Consider the following 16,430-nt stretch of genomic DNA (forward strand, 5'->3'; position numbering starts at 1 on the left):
GTGTAAAGATTATGAACGAAGAACGCATCGCAGCTTATCTCAATTTAATTCAACAACTCCTCACCTGTCCCAGTGGCGAGGAAAACCAAATTCTCAGCCAGTCTCTCGATTTGGTGGATGGGGGATTTGTGCAGGTGTGCGAACTGCTGGCGCAACAGTTGCAGGAAGCAGGGGAAGAAAATCAGGCGGGTTTTTTGCGAAATCTGGCGCAAAAGGTGGGGGAATATCTCAACTCTTCTGGGGGTGAAGGTGGCGAAACTCAAGGTAATGCCACAGGGGAAGAGTATTTCAATTTTTTAATGGGATTGTTGCAAGTAGAAATTGACAGCGACAGCGACCCCAAGGTAGTTTATCCCTTCTTAGCACAACATCAAGATAAACTTGACCTGACCTTTGGGGAAATTCTCACACAATGGTTTCACTCAGAACTTGACCCGAATAATCTGGAGAAGAATCAAGCTTTAGCATCATTATTAAATAGTATTGCCATTGATATCAAGAATTTTCCATTAGGCAGGAGATCGCATAACCTAGAAATCGCCATCGCATCTTATCAAGCCGCTTTAACCGTTTATACCCCCACCGCTTTTCCCGAACAATGGGCAATGACGCAAAATAACTTGGGGAATGCCTACAGTGACAGAATCAAAGGAGAACGGGGGGAGAATCTGGAAAATGCGATCGCATCTTATCAAGCCGCTTTAACCGTTTATACCCCCACCGCTTTTCCCGAAGATTGGGCAATGACGCAAAATAACTTGGGGACTGCCTACTTATACCGCATCAAAGGAGAACGGGGGGAGAATCTGGAAAATGCGATCGCATCTTATCAAGCCGCTTTAACCGTTTATACCCCCACCGCTTTTCCCGAACAATGGGCAACCACGCAAAATAACTTGGGGACTGCCTACTTATACCGCATCAAAGGAGAACGGGGGGAGAATCTGGAAAATGCGATCGCATCTTATCAAGCCGCTTTAACCGTAAGAACCCCCACCGCTTTTCCCGAACAATGGGCAACCACGCAAAATAACTTGGGGAATGCCTACTTATACCGCATCAAAGGAGAACGGGGGGAGAATCTGGAAATTGCGATCGCATCTTATCAAGCCGCTTTAACCGTTTATACCCGCACCGCTTTTCCCGAAGATTGGGCAATGACGCAAAATAACTTGGGGATTGCCTACAGTGACAGAATCAAAGGAGAACGGGGGGAGAATCTGGAAATTGCGATCGCATCTTATCAAGCCGCTTTAACCGTTAGAACCCCCACCGCTTTTCCCGAACAATGGGCAATGACGCAAAATAACTTGGGGACTGCCTACAGTGACAGAATCAAAGGAGAACGGGGGGAGAATCTGGAAAATGCGATCGCATCTTATCAAGCCGCTTTAACCGTTTATACCCGCACCGCTTTTCCCGAACAATGGGCAATGACGCAAAATAACTTGGGGACTGCCTACAGTGACAGAATCAAAGGAGAACGGGGGGAGAATCTGGAAAATGCGATCGCATCTTATCAAGCCGCTTTAACCGTTTATACCCGCACCGCTTTTCCCGAACAATGGGCAATGACGCAAAATAACTTGGGGACTGCCTACAGTGACAGAATCAAAGGAGAACGGGGGGAGAATCTGGAAAATGCGATCGCATCTTATCAAGCCGCTTTAACCGTTAGAACCCCCACCGCTTTTCCCGAAGATTGGGCAACCACGCAAAATAACTTGGGGAATGCCTACAGAAACCGCATCAAAGGAGAACGGGGGGAGAATCTGGAAAATGCGATCGCATCTTATCAAGCCGCTTTATCCGTTTATACCCCCACCGCTTTTCCCGAAGATTGGGCAATGACGCAAAATAACTTGGGGAATGCCTACAGAAACCGCATCAAAGGAGAACGGGGGGAGAATCTGGAAAATGCGATCGCATCTTATCAAGCTGCTTTATCCGTTTATACCCCCACCGCTTTTCCCCAAAACCATGCTAAAACCTCATTTAATTTAGGACTTGCCTATCGGGATGCTTCCCAAATCCAAAATGCTTACGATACCTTTGCCGCAGCCATTGACACCGTAGAAGAAATTCGCAGTGGCATCACCCTTGGCGGCGAAGCAGCGCGACAGAAGTTAGCCGAAGAATGGCAGAAACTCTATAAAGTAACGATCGAAGTCTGCCTAGAATTAGAAAATTACGCCGCAGCCTTAGAATATGCCGAACGCAGCAAAGCCAGAAACTTAGTCGAACTCCTTGCCGCTACCCGCCTGAAACCCGAAGGAGTTTCCCCAGAAGTCTGGGAACGCTACGACAGATTATATCAACAGTGGTGGAACCTCCAGCAGCAGCGCGACAGTAGCGCCTCCCCCCCAGACAACCCTTCCCCCAACGACGACACCCGCAGCATCGCCCTTTCCCCCTCCACCACTCCCACCCCCAACGACTCCCAAAACCTCACCCAGTTACGCCAACAAATCGACCACTTCATCGCCACCGAAATCACCCCCCACGACCCAAAATTCCGCTTCGGGCAACAAGTCCAACCCATCCGCTACCGGGAGATACAGGCATTAGTCAATGAACAAACTGCACTTGTCGAGTGGTATCTTACCTCTAAAGGCATCCAAGCCTTCATCGTCACCCACCAAGGCGAACACCCCATAGTTGTCTCTACCGATAGCAGTGCCGTAGCTGCCTTAGAACAGTTGAAAAATGAATATTTAACCGATTATCTCAGCCGCGACAACCACTGGCGACAAGAGTTACCCTCATACCTGCAACGGTTAGCCGAAATACTGGAACTAAATCACCTAATTTCCCAAATCCCCTCCCAGTATCAGCAGTTAATCTTAATCCCCTATCGCGCCTTGCATTTATTCCCCCTCCACGCCTTACCCCTTTCCCAAACCGAATATCTCAGCGACAGATTCCCCCAAGGCATTCGCTATGCCCCCAGCAGTCAGATTTTGCAGCTATCCTTATCCGAAAATACCACCTCCCCTGAGCAAAGAGGCAGAGCCTCCATTTTTCGTTCCCAGGTTCAACCTGGGAACGAGGATCTGAGAGGTTCTCGTTCCCAGGTTCAACCTGGGAACGAGGATCTGGGAGGTTCTACCTCCCCTGGTGCAAGATCTGAGGGAAATACCACCCCCCCTTATGAAGGGGGGGCAGGGGGGGGATCACCTTCACAAGGGGAGCCACCTCTCTCCTCTTCCTCTTTCTCCCCCCCTTATGAAGGGGGGGCAGGGGGGGGATCTCTTTTCGCCATCCAAAACCCCACCGCCGACTTAGCCTACACCGACATCGAAGTAGAAGCGATTCAAACCGCCTTCAACCCCGCTACGGTATTACCAGGAAAAGCCGCCAATAAAACCGCATTCAACCAAGCCATCACCCAGTTAAAAGAAACCACTTTCGCCCATTTCTCCTGTCACGGCTATTTCAACTTCACCAACCCCCGCATTTCAGGACTAATACTCGCTGATGCCAAACTCCCAGAAACCGCAGCCACCGAAAAAGGCATCCCGGTGATTCGTTCTCGTCGGGGAGACTTTAACCCCGAAGAATGTCTCACATTGCCAGAAATCTTTAACCTGCGCTTGCGGAACTGTCGCCTAGTTGCCCTTTCCGCCTGCGAAACGGGAATCACCGACATTAGCACTACTAGTGATGAATATATCAGCATTCTGGCAGGGTTTTTCTTCGCAGGTTCGCGCAATGTCTTAGGCACATTATGGGCGGTGAATGATGTCTCGACGGCAATTTTTATGATTCGCTTTTATGAAACCCTCCTGGGAAAAAGTCAACCCCCAGCAGCTTTGGCGCTGAAAAAAACCCAAGAGTGGATGCGCTCAACAACAGTTGCAGAGTTGTTAGATTGGATTAAGGGTTGTCAGTTGATTAATCAGGAACGACGCAAAGCTATGTGCTATGACCTAACATTAGGTTGGAGGAAAAAACTTGATGTTAAACGGTATGAGTCGCCTTATTATTGGGCTGCTTTTTGCGCCGTTGGACAGTAAAATCCGAGATTTTTTAAACGAACTGATTAGAGGAATATAACATTATGGAACCCGAAAAATTGATTAATAGCTTTCTTAAAGTTTGGGATGTTAACCCAGAGATTTTCGAGAAGACTGGTGCAATAGCTGGGTTAGATTCAATGCAAAAAGACATTGAAAAAATCAACCAAGAATCACTGGAAGATATTGCCAAGAGAATTGAGGACTTGTGCGATGATTATGAAGGACTAGCAGAGGCAATCCTTGCTGCTAACCGCAAACCAAAACCGAAAAAAAGTAAAGATACAAATTTAGAAAATATTCTCGAAAATCGCTATCCTGAAATTTACAAAGCTTTGCGGGAAAAAATCGAAAAATCAGAACAAAAGTGAGAATTTACAAATGGCAAATAAAGAGTTTTATGTAGTGATTGAAAGAGACGAAGACGGCTTATATATTGGTGAAGTTCCACAACTTAAAGCCTGCTATAGCCAAGGAGAAACCATTGATGAGTTAATGCAAAATATCCGCGAAGTAATTGAAATGTGTCTTGAGGAAATTGAAGATGGCTACAACAACAAAAAACGCCCTGCCAATGGAAAAAATAGCTGAATTTTGTCACAAATGGCAGGTGACAGAATTTGCCTTATTTGGCTCTATTTTACGGGATGATTTTCATGCAAATAGCGATATTGATGTGATGGTACAATTTCACCAAGAAGCTCATCCAACGCTGTTTGATTTAGCTGAGATGGAAGAAGAACTCAAAACACTTTTTCAGCGTGATGTTGATTTAGTGACTCGGAAAGGTATTGAAACTAGTCGTAACTATTTGCGTCGTCAAGCTATTCTTTCTTCTGCACAGGTAATTTATGGAACGGGATCTACAATCTCTGCTTGATATGTTACAATCTGCCGAAATTATTATGCAGTATATGGCTGGGCGATCGCAAAATGACTTCCTAACCGACTTACAATTACAAGATGCCATTATTCGCAGATTTACTAGATAAAAATGCCTGAAAATAACCGATAAACCCTCGCCATTAAGTGAATTTCTATGGATAACCAAGTAAATAAGATTTTTGCCCCTAATATTTACCTCTTTGCTTATTCCCTAACTGATGGCGCAGAAGGATCTAAAAATCCTCTTTGGCAAGCAGCAGATAAAATTATTAACTGCTTTTTTCAGGGTGAAAATATTACTGATAAGCTGATTTTCCCAGATGATTCAAATAACGATAATCGCACCTATTTACTTAAAGACGATAGTCTTAATTTTACTAGCACTCAAAATCCCGAAATCGAAGGATTTGCTCAACCCCAAAAAATCCAAGATTGTTATGCGCTTTGGTTCAATATCGGCTATTCTGATGCGGATGAAACTGTGGGAGATGTCGAGGTTGAGGTACTACAAAAATTTAATCCTAATCATATCTTAATTCTGCCTAAATCTGATAAAATATTAGGACAAACTCTGCTCATAACCGCTTGGTTAACCAACAAAACTAAACAAAGGGATCGCAAATATCTCCGCAACTTAGCCGATCAATGTTGTCAAACTTTACTCGGAGACAAAACACCCCCTTTTTCCCGCGCTGGTGAGTTGTTTGATAGTGCTATTTTTGAATATGGAAACCCCAAACAAGACTCCCAGGTTCTTGTTTGGTTATTCCGCGATGAAACGGCAGATCAACAATATGATCAGTATCAACAGGAACTCATTATTTTATTCCTGTATCGTGCCAAAATCACCAAAGCTTTTCAAGCTAGTCGCTTGATTTATAAAGCACTAAACCAAGCTTACAGTGAAATAGAAGAAAATCTCGATCGCATTCAACAAAAACTCGATACATCTAATCCTAACCACACTTATCTCGACGATTTTAAAACCCAGTTAAAAACCCTCGCCAGAAAGTCTCTATCCTACACTCGCTTACTCCGAAAAATGGAAGATTTTGGCAATACAATTGAGATTAATCTTTACAATTATAATGAGACAATTCAGAAAATTTGTGGTAAACTAGAAATCGATAAGGAAGAACTATCGTTTCTCAAGTATTTCGGACAAGAAACCGCGCCACATTTCCAGAGGCAAATCAAAGCAGATTTAGGCTATTTTGAACATGGAACAGATTTAATAGAACAAGCGATCGCCTCAATTCGGGGAATAGTAGAAATTGACCAAGCAGAACGCGATCGCCAACGCCAAGAAACTGAACAAACCAAACAAAAACAGCAAGAAAAAGCTAATCAAGACTTGCAAGATTTGATTCAAGCGGTAGGTGTGGGAATTGCCGCAGGTGCGATCGTTGCTTCTACATCCGGTTTAATTACACAACCTTGGAGTTTTCCGGGGCGCGATCGAATTTTCCTTCCCCCTCACCCCTTTGTAATTGCTTTAGTTGCAAGTGTATTGTGTTCTGTGGGTGCTTTTTGGTTAGCAAAACAGGCGATTAAGAGAAAGCGAAAACGTTCCCAATTCAACTCATAAATCGGTTTTGTAGGGTGCATCAGAATTGAGGATTTTGGCGATTTCCATCAATCTTGTTACTCTGACGCACCCTACTTAATTCAAATAAAACTCATCAAATTTAATTACCTGAGAATTTGGTTCTCTTGTATCAAAGCGATAACTGCTCACTGTACCATTGCCAGTATCTAAAATACTAAACACAGTGATATCATTACTGGCAATATATGGCAATGGTTGATTATTTTCATTAACTAAAGGCGCAATTTTTGGAATAATTGGATCTAATCCGTTGGGGTCGCCAGTTGCAGCATAATTTTCCGAGTTGTTAATAGGTACAGGTCGTTTATTATCGCCTAAAGCTGCACCATAAGAGTTACCAACGTTGGAAGTTTCGAGGAAATTAACGCCACTGGAATTAACAAAACGATTCCATAAATGGGAATGTCCAAATAATACTAATTGTACTTTTGCAGCGTTGAGTAATGGTTCAATATCCCGAATTAAATAATCTTTTTCTTTGGGATATTCATAGCGAACTGATTTAATTGTGCCTTCACTGTCTCGATCGATTATTTGCACTGGATAAGTGAAGGGAGGAACTACATTATCACCTAAAGAATGGGGTGGATGATGTAACATTACTACTTTATATTTTGCTTGTTGAAATTCGGGACTGTTTAATTCTTTTTCTAACCATTGATATTGGTTACTACCTTGATGAATTGGCTCGAAAATATGTTGTCCGTATCCCCAATTTTCCGGGTTGTTTAAATCGCGATCGCTCTCCCGATACTTCCCTTTAATAGTACTAGCTAAACTAGGACTGCGCCAAGCACAAGCAGCAAACAATACTACTAAACGCACATCACCAATAGTAATTGCATAATATTTTTTCCCGCCAGAACTATCATTAGGTAAGGTAAAAATTTCTTCGTAAGTATCGGTATTAAAAGAGTAATTTTTTAACCATAATTCTTCAGATATATTAGCTTTATCATGATAAATTTGTTTGGCAATTTCGCGGGGTAAAGGATCGTTGAATTGTTCACCTAAGCTGTTTTCTTGGGAGAATCTACCCATTACTTCGTGATTTCCAAGTGCAGGAAATATAGGAGCGTGTTGAATGATTTCTCCGCCTTTGTAAGTAATTAAATTACCATTTTTTTCTAGTTTAGATTTAGCTTTTCCTTGCAAACAAGGAAAGAAAGCATTACCTCGGTTATCATCAAACCATTCGGAAGCGCGATCGGCAATATTCACTAAATCTCCAGCAAAAAAAACAGTATCAACTCTGCCAATTGTTTCGGTTACTTTTTGCAAATTTGCTGCTGTCATTGGCATTAATTGATGATCGGAAGTTAGCAAGATTTTTAAAGGTGTTTCTGGTAAAGGTTTAGCTGCAAGAGTAAAAATTTCACTACTTACAATTTCCCCATCTTCCCTTTCACTATTTACTCGATAAGGAATTCGTTTACCTGGAATTAAACCAGTAATTTCTGCTTCGTGTCGCCAGATATTCCGCTCAACTGGTTGTTGATAAACTTGGTTTTCTTCGGTTTGTTTTCCTACTTTTGACTTTTGATCTTCGCGGGTGCGACTGAGTTTAATTGTGTTGGCGCTAACATTTTTGTCCAAATTCTCACCAAAGGTAACAGTGTGACGAGAACCGGGAAATTCTGTAAACCAAACTACTCGAATCGAGTCTTTTGTAGGAAGTTGCAAAAATGGATCGGTTAATAGTTGGGGTTGGGAAGACATGGTGATGAAAAGTTAGCGAAATTATGTTATTAATTTAGCAGGAAATGGGTGCGAGTTTTGTTGAGGTTTGACAGTGAGTAGCGCAAGATATTAGCTAAACTCACTCCTATAATTTATTTGAATCAACCTTTATGTGAAATTGTATTAGCACTCTTTCATCACTATGAATAGTTCCTAAGCTAATAATTTAATCCTATTTTGCTGAACAACTTACTAATATTTATCAGGTTTACTTGTCGTACTTACTTTTTCCTTTCGCCATTTTTCTGCACTTTGTTTCGCAGCTTCTATTTCTTCAAAATCTACTTGCACTACAGCTGTTGCAAATTCTACACCCAAAACTGTGCTAACTTCGAGAATTTCCACAAAACTGGCACACTGATAATCTGTCTCTTCGTACTGCTTAACTCGCTGTTCTTCAATTCCTAAGATTTCTGCTAATTCTTGCTTACTCATTTTGGCAGCTATCCTAGCTTTAATTAAAGCATCAGGTAGCTTATTTAGGCTCTCAACTGTAATTTGAATTGGCTGACTTTTGTTACAGTTAATCAGTCGTTCGTATTCAGCAATTTCTGCTTGTAAAGCAATCAGGTGAGATTGTTTGACATCGCGAGAAAGTTGCCACCCTTCGGGGTCTTTTTTCTTCAGTTCTTCATCCTGCTCTAACGACTTGATAGAATATTCAAATCTTCGAGCGCATTCTTGGCTGTATTCATACTGTTTTTCATTTTTAATCATGGTTTCCACCTTACTAAATCTATAGCGATAATACCTTTTGAATTTAACTCTCTATCACGTTGAAAGAACTCTAAAGAAGTTAAACCGTAATCTCCTACGGATTGATCTGAACGAAATATTTCACCTTTATATTTAGATTTCTGGGCGCTACGATCTAAATAGTTTAGTAATATAGGGGCATTTTTTCGGAGATAATTATAATTTACATCTTCTGGTTCCCAACAAGCATCAAAATCTCCTGGATTTGGTTTACTAGTAACAAAACTACCGTCAATATAAACGATTCTACAATCTGCTGCTTTTAATTGGGTCATTGCTAATTCTAAACCATCTATCATCCGCCGTTTCATAGAATTAGTAGCAAATCTCTCTTTAAACTCTTCCCATTCGCAAAAATGAATCCCTGGAGGTAAATTACCGTTTTCATCAAATTCTGGAATCACTGCCTCACATCCATATCACGAATCACAAATTACCTTTTTCCATTTTAAAATAAAGGTGGGCGATCGCACTAAGTAGCAAGGATAGATTATGGCAGCAAATAATCGCGCACCTTGGGAATTTGGCAGATTTTTCCAAACTCTCACTTACTTTGAAGTAATTCCCTTTGTCAACTGCATTCAGCGGATATTTTCAGGAAATTTCAATGAAAAATCTACTCAATTTAAGGGAGGAAAAAGAGTGGGAGTAGTGTTAGTAGTTGGTGCAACTGGCGGTGTGGGAAAGCGCGTAGTAAAACGACTTTTGGAACGCGGATATTCAGTACGCGCTTTGGTGCGAAATGTGGAAAAAGCAAGGGAAATGTTGGGTAATAACCTGGAATTAATTGCAGGTGATATTACTAAACCGGAAACTTTAACTGAGGAAGTTTTCCGAAATGTTACTGCGGTAATTTGTTGTACTGGTGCGCGTGTGCAACCTGTGGAAGGCGACACTCCTAACCGGGAAAAGTATTATCAAGGTGTGAAATTTTATATGCCTGAAGTGGTAGATTCTCCCGAAATTGTCGAATACCAAGGTGTGAGAAATTTGGTGCAAGCAGCAGCGAAATATTTAGGGAAAGCTGACGAGAAAATGATTTTTGATTTTCGGAATGCTGGGGAGGAAATTAAAAATGTTTGGGGTGCGATCGATGATGTAGTGATGGGTGGAGTTAGCGCCAGCAATATCCAATTAGTAGATAATACTGCTTTATTTGCTGGTAATGTTTCCACCGCAAATTCGGGAGGTTTCGCTTCCATTCGCACTCGCAATTTTGATACACCTTTGGATTTATCTGCTTACGAAGGTGTTGAGTTGCGCGTTAAAGGTGATGGCAAACGTTATAAATTTTTTCTGCGAACCGACACAAAATGGGATGGAATTGGTTATAGCTATTCTTTTGACACGATCGCAAATACTTGGATCGATATTCGCATTCCTTTTGCCGATTTAGTTCCCGTTTTTCGCGCTAAAACTGTACCCGATGGGGAAAAGATTGATGCTAGTCAAATTCGTTCTTTGCAATTAATGTTGAGCAAATTTGAATATGATGGCGCACTTAATCCTAACTTTACTCCAGGCGGTTTTGCCTTGCAAATCGAAACAATTAAAGCTTACAATGGTGCGAATTTACCTCAGTTTATCTTAGTAAGTTCTGCTGGTGTTACTCGTCCAGGTCGTCCGGGAATTAACTTAGAAGAAGAACCCCCAGCTGTGAGAATGAATGATGCGTTAGGGGGAATTTTAACTTGGAAATTGCGGGGAGAAGATAGCGTTAGAGAAAGTGGAATTGCTTACACAATTATCCGACCTACTGCATTAACTGAAGAAGCAGGAGGCAAAACTTTAGTGTTTGAACAAGGCGACAATATTCGAGGTAAAGTAAGTCGGGAAGATATCGCCGAACTTTGCGTACAGGCGTTAGAAGAACCAAAAGCTTGTTACCTCACTTTTGAGGTGAAAGAAACAGAAAGCGCTTCGAGTGGAGAAAATTGGCAAATTTTGTTTAATAGTATACAGCCAGATTTGCGATCGCCAATCTAAACCACTCTCAGAAACCGAGTTTTGCCAAACTTAAAGTCAAAAACTCGGTTTCTCCCTCTCTTTTCTTTCCCTGCGTCCTCTGCGCCTGGAGCAGTTTCATATTATACTCTTTTGCAGTAGGGCATAATCCTTGTATAATGCTTTGACTTGACAAAAAAGGAAATTAGCCTTTTCATCTGTTCAAGTTAGTAAATTCAACTGACGCAATACAAGCAAATCAAATTGCTTTTGGTGTGATAGGAGTGTTAAAAATGGATAGCGCAGAACCAATAAATCATGGTTCCGAGTCTAGTTCGGCTAATTTTCCCTCAGAAACTGCGAAAACTTCGCCAGTTCAGCAATTGCAAAGTTTAACAACTGGCGCAGTAAAGCGAATTCAATCAACTGCAAAAAATCAAAGTCTTTTATGGGGTTTAGCATTTGGTGTAACAACCGCTGTTGCTGTTAGTTTGGGAATTGTTTTAGGAATTTTTGCACCTTTACCTTTTGTCAAAGCAGAGCATCAAACCCGATCGCTAACAGATATAATTCAAAAGTTCGCTGTTCATAAAATGACGCGACCAGTTAACATTTTAGTTATGGGAGTCGATCGAGTTCCTGATGCACAAAAAGACTCACCTGCTGGTTTAAATGGTCGCAGCGATACATTATTATTATTGCGTTTAGACCCGACTGAAAACTCAGTGAAAATGCTTTCTATTCCCCGCGATACTCATGTAAACAATCCCTTTTTAAGCATTGATAAAATTAACCAAGCAAATGCTGATGGTGGTGCAGCTTTAGCAGCTGAAGTTGTTAGTAACACTTTGGATGGCGTACAGATCGATCGCTATGTCCGAGTCACCACCGAAGCATTCCGTCAATTAGTTGATTTAGTCGGTGGAGTAGAAGTTTTTGTCCCCAAAAAAATGCACTACAAAGATGTAACTCAGCGTCTAGAAATTAATTTAGAACCAGGTTTACAAACTCTCAATGGATCGCAAGCAGAACAATTTGCCAGATTCCGTCAAGATGAAAGTGGCGACATTGGGAGAGTACAAAGACAACAGTTATTACTAAAAGCTGTCAGACAACGTTTAACAAATCCTAGTATTTTGCCTCGGTTGCCAGAAATAATGTCAGTCATGAAAAACTATGTGGATACTAATATTAATTGGGAAGAAATGTTAGCTTTAGCAAATTTTGGGCTGAACTTGCAACAAACTGATATTAAAATGGTAATGTTACCTGGGAGATTTAGTCAAACTGGAGAGTTTGATGGTCGGAGTTATTGGGTAGTTGATGAGAAAAAGCGCGATCGTCTCATGCAAAACTATTTCGGTGTAGAAGCTAAGGAAATTGCCGACAACAATGATAATAATTCCCCAACTTCCATTCGCATCGCCATTCAAAATGCCTCCGGTCAACCAAACATGAGTAATCGCGCCGCCCAATATTTAAGAAAATTAGGTTTCCGCAATATTTATTTAGTTCGAGATTGGCCTGAAACCGAAACAAAAACCCAAATTATCGTCCAAAAAGGCGATATAAAAGCCGCAGAAAAACTACAATCAACTTTAGGAATAGGTAATATTGAACCTGCTTCTATTGGTGACATTGAATCAGATTTAACCCTGCGCGTTGGAGAAGATTGGACACCATCAACAGCAGCTAATTTCTAAGTCCGTTGTAACGACTTCAGTCGTTTTCTTGTCAAATAGAAGGACTAAAGTCCTTACAACGAACTAGGTTAATTCAACCACCATCGATCGACCAATGGGGCGGATCGTAGCGCAAATGAATTACACCATAAGTAGCACCAACTTGCCAAAGAACAGTATTTTGATAACTAGTCCGAGGTGCGCCAATACTAACAATTCTCCCTTGAGCATTCTTCACATTTAACGTTCCTTCCCAAGTAATTTCCCAGTCAATAGCAAAACCTTGAGTATGACGAGAAACTAACGCTACAGGATTACTACCAATCCCATAAGCATTCACCATATCTCGCGCCGCTTGCACGGAAGCAGCATTTGTATAATGCACCCAATCAATAGCTACACCCGCAAAAGATGGCACATTTTGGGGTGCAATTTCTCCACGAGAAATACGTGCAGAATAGTGCATTAAATAAGCTCTTTGTGGAGGACGATAAACAGCAGCAATTACTATTTTCGCACCAGCTGTTCTTAATGCTTGTTCAAATGCTTCCACTCTTTGGCGAAATGGTGAAACCAAGTCAGCTATTGTATTTTTACCAGGGAAATAGTTTACCCACTGAGCACCACTTAATTGTTGCCTTAATCTTCTGGCATATTCGGTAATAATATTTAAAGCTGCTGGCAAATCTGTGCCTAACTTTTGTTTAGTGGCTGCGGAAAGAGTTCGTTCTAATGCCGGACGAAAATTAATATCTATCTTTTTGTAAGTTTCTCCTAATCCTTCTACACTCCTCGCCCCAAAATCACCATCAATTGCTAATGGCGGAACCAAAGGCCCTATAACATTTAGACTGCGCTGCAAATCTCTAATTTCTGTCACCTCGAAATTGAGATAATTCAAAATCATATTCCCAGTACGATTAGGGACAAAAAATAAATATCCCTGTTCTAAAGCCTTACGATAAGTTAAAGTATCCACTACTCCATCTACAGACAAACCGTTTCTTTGCTGATAGTTACGAGTGGCTATATCTGTTACATTACCAAAAGACCCATCAGCTGCCCCGATCGCAAAATTTTTGGACTGTAAAAATTGTTGCCAAGCACTGACATAAAGCCCTGTCGAGCCTTTTTTAATTGGTTCTAATTTGAGAACACTTATATTAAAAGCCATAAATCAACCTTACTAGATCTTAGACTTCCTCCCAAATTATCATAAACAGAAGATTTATTTGCAACTCTGTCACTGAGAAAACCTGGGAGGATAACTGAATAGTTATGCAGGAGGTAAAACTAATCTTTTAAGAACTAATTCCTGATTATCTAAAAATGGATTCATTTGATTAAAATCATACAATCCATTTTTGATATCTCCGGCATATTGACGGAGCAGAACTTTACAAGGAACGGGAGTAGCAACTCTAGCTTTAGTTTTATCCCAAGGGGTAATGAGAGCTTGATTATTTCCATAATTAGCTACCCATAAACCATGACATTGTGCGCCAGCTTTCATAGCTGTACTTAGATTTTTAGTAGTAGTACTATCGGCGGCATTCAGATAAAGAGCAGGCAAAAGTCTTACTCTTGTACTACTTTTAATTACCGCAGTTGACCAGCCTATATAAAAACCAACAGATAAAGGATCTGTTGGCTCTGCATCTAGGAAAAAATAAAAGCCGTCTACTTGTTGGGAAGCTAAATAACTTTCTCCAAAGTTGTTTAAAAAATCTCTAGCGTGAAGGCGACCTAATTGCTCTCCTACTTGTTGAGTTTCATCTACTCTGTTAGTTTGGCGCGAGATGGGTAAAACTCTAATTCCCGCATTTCTGAGAGGCTGGTTTTCTGTAGCTCGGAAGTATGCTCCAGAATTTAAATTACCTTGAAAATATCTACCCCAAAAGCGTGGCAGAGCACCCATCAATTTTTGAGCTTCTGGAATCAGACTAGCTTGGACTCTTTGCAAACTATCAGCACCAGCAGTTCCTCTTAAAGTTAAAGAACTAGGCCATTCTGGTATCCAGCCAACTATTTTTCTGTGTTTATCAAGGTTAGTCCAAGTAATTCTGCCAACAATTCCATCTACCTTAAGGCCGAGGTTTTTTTGAAATCGGTTAACTTCTGCTAATGTTTGAGTCCCAAAATCTCCATCTAAATTTATTGGCCCGTAGCCACATCCATTTAATTGATCTTGCAGAAATACCACCCAATCACCTTTGATTCCCTGTTTAAGAATAGGGCGGTTTTGCGGTTCAACTCTCAGCATAAATTTTTCCTAATTGAACTATAAACAACGTTTTCACGCTAAGTCCATATATCTTTTTTCTGCGCTCATTTAAGTATACAGAAAATTGCTAGATTTTGTTACAAAATTTAATTTTTCGGGCTGATAAAACCTTGATTTTGTATCTGAATCCCATAAAAATAAATTACAGCTTTTTCTGTAATTTAGGGGTGTGGGCTAATACCCTACAGTTAGTTATTTTATAGTAAATTCATGAGATTTTCTAGTAAAGTTTTATCACGAATAGGCTGATAGAGGTTAATCAATCGATCGCCTAATCTACTGCTAATTTTCCTTGTTAAATGATACTTACCCTAATGTAACTGGGTTTTCTTATATTTTCGCCTGACAACAAATAGACAAGTATTGTAGAGAGCGTCTCTTTCGCCCATATTTTGTACGAACAGTTTATTTCCCTGGATTTATGTATTTTTAAATACTAACAAGTTTTCCCGATCGGTCAAATTCAGTCTAAACTGAGGAAAATGTCTAGTAATTTTTTATCAAAAAATGCTATTAACTCGATTTTTCCGGTTTTTTAAGTACCTTAACTTGGCTATTGTGCGGGAAGTCGTAGGGCGCACCTTCAAGCAGAGATTACCAGGTTTAGCTGCGGAAATGACTTATCACTTGATGTTATCTTTGTTTCCCGCAATTATGGCATTTTTGGCAGCGATCGGGTTATTTAATCCCTTAAAAACTACCTTTGAAAATCTGTTAGTTAGGGTAACGAAAGTCGTACCAGATGCAGTAGCATTTCTCCTTGGTGGGTTTGTTAAAGAAGTGCTGAAAACCGAAAGTCAATCGCTATTTTCTCTGAGTTTTTTGTTTTGGATTTGGTCGGCTTCTGCGGGAATGAGTGCGGGAATGTATGCGTTGGATAAAATACAGCGAATTTCTCAAGAAGAGATGCGACCTTTCTGGAAAGCTAGATTAGTTTCGATATTACTAACAATAGCAACTATGTTCTTATTAGTTAGTGCCGTAGCCTTAATATTTATTACTGATTTTTTTGTGAATTATGCTGCTAGTCAAAATAGCTGGATGCGATTTGATATTTTAAGATTTTGGCAGCGGTTAAGTTTACCTTTAGCGTTAGGAATTGCAGCGTTGACGATCGGTTTTATTTACCGTTTTGGCCCTAGTCGTTGGATTTCGGGAACACCGATTTTACCAGGATCAATTCTAGCTACATTAGCATGGGCATTACTTTCCCAAGGGTTTAAAATTTATGTAGCAAGTTTTGGCAATTTTAACCGAGTTTATGGCGCAGTTGGCGGTTTTATTGTGCTACAGTTGTGGATTTATCTCAGTTGTTTGGTGTTATTAATTGGGAACGAGTTAAACATTACTGTTGGCGAAGCAATGCAGCGACGAAAAGTGTTAAAAAAGTAAATTATGGATTACTAAAACGCCGATTCAGTATTGTAGTTGGGGATGAGAAACCGGGTTTCTTTCCCTAGAGCAGTCGATATTTTGTTACCCCAAGCCAAAGAAACCCGGTTTCTGGGATTACT

The 16,430-nt window shown here is 40.8% G+C and carries 14 protein-coding genes; 9 read left to right on the plus strand and 5 right to left on the minus strand.

Annotated elements, in window-relative coordinates; all coding sequences use genetic code 11:
- The first annotated feature begins 11 nt into the window (after window positions 1-11).
- Genes ACE1CA_RS25110 through ACE1CA_RS25135 form a run of 6 tightly spaced genes read left to right on the plus strand, consistent with a single transcriptional unit; the run spans window position 12 to window position 6,489 of the window.
- Entirely contained in the window at window positions 12-4,016 is a 4,005-nt protein-coding gene (locus ACE1CA_RS25110; RefSeq protein ID WP_486517523.1) for a CHAT domain-containing protein, read from the plus strand.
- Window positions 4,017-4,060: 44 nt separating this feature from the next.
- Entirely contained in the window at window positions 4,061-4,387 is a 327-nt protein-coding gene (locus ACE1CA_RS25115; protein WP_413278644.1) for a hypothetical protein, read from the plus strand.
- A gap of 10 nt (window positions 4,388-4,397) precedes the next feature.
- Window positions 4,398-4,607, plus strand: a complete 210-nt coding sequence (locus tag ACE1CA_RS25120) for a type II toxin-antitoxin system HicB family antitoxin (protein WP_413278643.1) — start codon at window positions 4,398-4,400, stop codon at window positions 4,605-4,607.
- Window positions 4,561-4,896 carry a nucleotidyltransferase family protein gene (locus ACE1CA_RS25125; RefSeq protein ID WP_413278642.1) on the plus strand — a complete coding sequence of 112 codons (336 nt, stop codon included), beginning with the start codon at window positions 4,561-4,563 and terminating at the stop codon, window positions 4,894-4,896. The genes ACE1CA_RS25120 and ACE1CA_RS25125 overlap by 47 nt, the downstream gene beginning before the upstream one ends.
- Window positions 4,868-5,008, plus strand: a complete 141-nt coding sequence (locus ACE1CA_RS25130) for a ribonuclease HepT family protein (protein WP_413278641.1) — start codon at window positions 4,868-4,870, stop codon at window positions 5,006-5,008. The genes ACE1CA_RS25125 and ACE1CA_RS25130 overlap by 29 nt, the downstream gene beginning before the upstream one ends.
- A gap of 47 nt (window positions 5,009-5,055) precedes the next feature.
- A complete protein-coding gene (locus ACE1CA_RS25135) occupies window positions 5,056-6,489 on the plus strand; it encodes a hypothetical protein (RefSeq protein ID WP_413278640.1) in 1,434 nt (477 codons plus the stop codon).
- A gap of 75 nt (window positions 6,490-6,564) precedes the next feature.
- Here ACE1CA_RS25135 and ACE1CA_RS25140 read toward each other — a convergent pair whose 3' ends face one another.
- The 3 genes from ACE1CA_RS25140 to ACE1CA_RS25150 form a co-directional block, all read right to left on the minus strand.
- The gene (locus tag ACE1CA_RS25140) at window positions 6,565-8,229 is read right to left on the minus strand and encodes a purple acid phosphatase family protein (protein WP_413278639.1); all 1,665 of its coding nucleotides are present in this window, start codon (window positions 8,227-8,229) and stop codon (window positions 6,565-6,567) included.
- Window positions 8,230-8,442: 213 nt separating this feature from the next.
- Complete coding sequence (locus ACE1CA_RS25145) at window positions 8,443-8,967, minus strand: helix-turn-helix domain-containing protein (RefSeq protein WP_413278638.1); 525 nt, start codon at window positions 8,965-8,967, stop codon at window positions 8,443-8,445.
- Window positions 8,964-9,410 carry a DUF6932 family protein gene (locus ACE1CA_RS25150; RefSeq protein ID WP_413278637.1) on the minus strand — a complete coding sequence of 149 codons (447 nt, stop codon included), beginning with the start codon at window positions 9,408-9,410 and terminating at the stop codon, window positions 8,964-8,966. Before ACE1CA_RS25150 ends, ACE1CA_RS25145 begins: the two co-directional genes overlap by 4 nt.
- An 88-nt stretch (window positions 9,411-9,498) precedes the next feature.
- Between ACE1CA_RS25150 and ACE1CA_RS25155 the strand changes: the two genes are divergently transcribed.
- Complete coding sequence (locus tag ACE1CA_RS25155; RefSeq protein WP_413278636.1) at window positions 9,499-10,992, plus strand: CIA30 family protein; 1,494 nt, start codon at window positions 9,499-9,501, stop codon at window positions 10,990-10,992.
- A gap of 251 nt (window positions 10,993-11,243) precedes the next feature.
- Window positions 11,244-12,653, plus strand: coding sequence for an LCP family protein (locus tag ACE1CA_RS25160; protein WP_413278635.1), 1,410 nt, complete (start codon window positions 11,244-11,246; stop codon window positions 12,651-12,653).
- Between the two features lie 73 nt (window positions 12,654-12,726).
- Here the strand turns inward: ACE1CA_RS25160 and ACE1CA_RS25165 are convergent, their stop codons facing one another.
- Together ACE1CA_RS25165 and ACE1CA_RS25170 are read right to left on the minus strand one after the other, a co-directional pair.
- A complete protein-coding gene (locus ACE1CA_RS25165) occupies window positions 12,727-13,806 on the minus strand; it encodes a peptidoglycan-binding domain-containing protein (RefSeq protein WP_413278634.1) in 1,080 nt (359 codons plus the stop codon).
- Window positions 13,807-13,908: 102 nt separating this feature from the next.
- The gene (locus ACE1CA_RS25170) at window positions 13,909-14,895 is read right to left on the minus strand and encodes a peptidoglycan-binding domain-containing protein (protein ID WP_413278633.1); all 987 of its coding nucleotides are present in this window, start codon (window positions 14,893-14,895) and stop codon (window positions 13,909-13,911) included.
- A 528-nt stretch (window positions 14,896-15,423) separates the two neighbouring features.
- On the opposite strand from ACE1CA_RS25170, the gene ACE1CA_RS25175 reads away from it, so the two are divergent.
- Complete coding sequence (locus ACE1CA_RS25175; protein WP_413278632.1) at window positions 15,424-16,308, plus strand: YihY/virulence factor BrkB family protein; 885 nt, start codon at window positions 15,424-15,426, stop codon at window positions 16,306-16,308.
- Window positions 16,309-16,430 lie beyond the last annotated feature (122 nt).

It is taken from the genome of Floridaenema evergladense BLCC-F167, from assembly GCF_041929205.2.
Classification (GTDB): Bacteria; Cyanobacteriota; Cyanobacteriia; order Cyanobacteriales; family Aerosakkonemataceae; genus Floridanema; species Floridanema evergladense.

What these genes read in the sequence shown, in the direction of transcription:
- ACE1CA_RS25110 (WP_486517523.1), top strand. Translation starts at nt 12, where the DNA reads ATGAACGAAGAACGCATCGCAGCTTATCTCAATTTAATTCAACAACTC.
- ACE1CA_RS25115 (WP_413278644.1), top strand. Translation starts at nt 4,061, where the DNA reads ATGGAACCCGAAAAATTGATTAATAGCTTTCTTAAAGTTTGGGATGTT.
- ACE1CA_RS25120 (WP_413278643.1), top strand. Translation starts at nt 4,398, where the DNA reads ATGGCAAATAAAGAGTTTTATGTAGTGATTGAAAGAGACGAAGACGGC.
- ACE1CA_RS25125 (WP_413278642.1), top strand. Translation starts at nt 4,561, where the DNA reads ATGGCTACAACAACAAAAAACGCCCTGCCAATGGAAAAAATAGCTGAA.
- ACE1CA_RS25130 (WP_413278641.1), top strand. Translation starts at nt 4,868, where the DNA reads ATGGAACGGGATCTACAATCTCTGCTTGATATGTTACAATCTGCCGAA.
- ACE1CA_RS25135 (WP_413278640.1), top strand. Translation starts at nt 5,056, where the DNA reads ATGGATAACCAAGTAAATAAGATTTTTGCCCCTAATATTTACCTCTTT.
- ACE1CA_RS25140 (WP_413278639.1), bottom strand. Translation starts at nt 8,229, where the DNA reads ATGTCTTCCCAACCCCAACTATTAACCGATCCATTTTTGCAACTTCCT.
- ACE1CA_RS25145 (WP_413278638.1), bottom strand. Translation starts at nt 8,967, where the DNA reads ATGATTAAAAATGAAAAACAGTATGAATACAGCCAAGAATGCGCTCGA.
- ACE1CA_RS25155 (WP_413278636.1), top strand. Translation starts at nt 9,499, where the DNA reads ATGGCAGCAAATAATCGCGCACCTTGGGAATTTGGCAGATTTTTCCAA.
- ACE1CA_RS25160 (WP_413278635.1), top strand. Translation starts at nt 11,244, where the DNA reads ATGGATAGCGCAGAACCAATAAATCATGGTTCCGAGTCTAGTTCGGCT.
- ACE1CA_RS25165 (WP_413278634.1), bottom strand. Translation starts at nt 13,806, where the DNA reads ATGGCTTTTAATATAAGTGTTCTCAAATTAGAACCAATTAAAAAAGGC.
- ACE1CA_RS25170 (WP_413278633.1), bottom strand. Translation starts at nt 14,895, where the DNA reads ATGCTGAGAGTTGAACCGCAAAACCGCCCTATTCTTAAACAGGGAATC.
- ACE1CA_RS25175 (WP_413278632.1), top strand. Translation starts at nt 15,424, where the DNA reads ATGCTATTAACTCGATTTTTCCGGTTTTTTAAGTACCTTAACTTGGCT.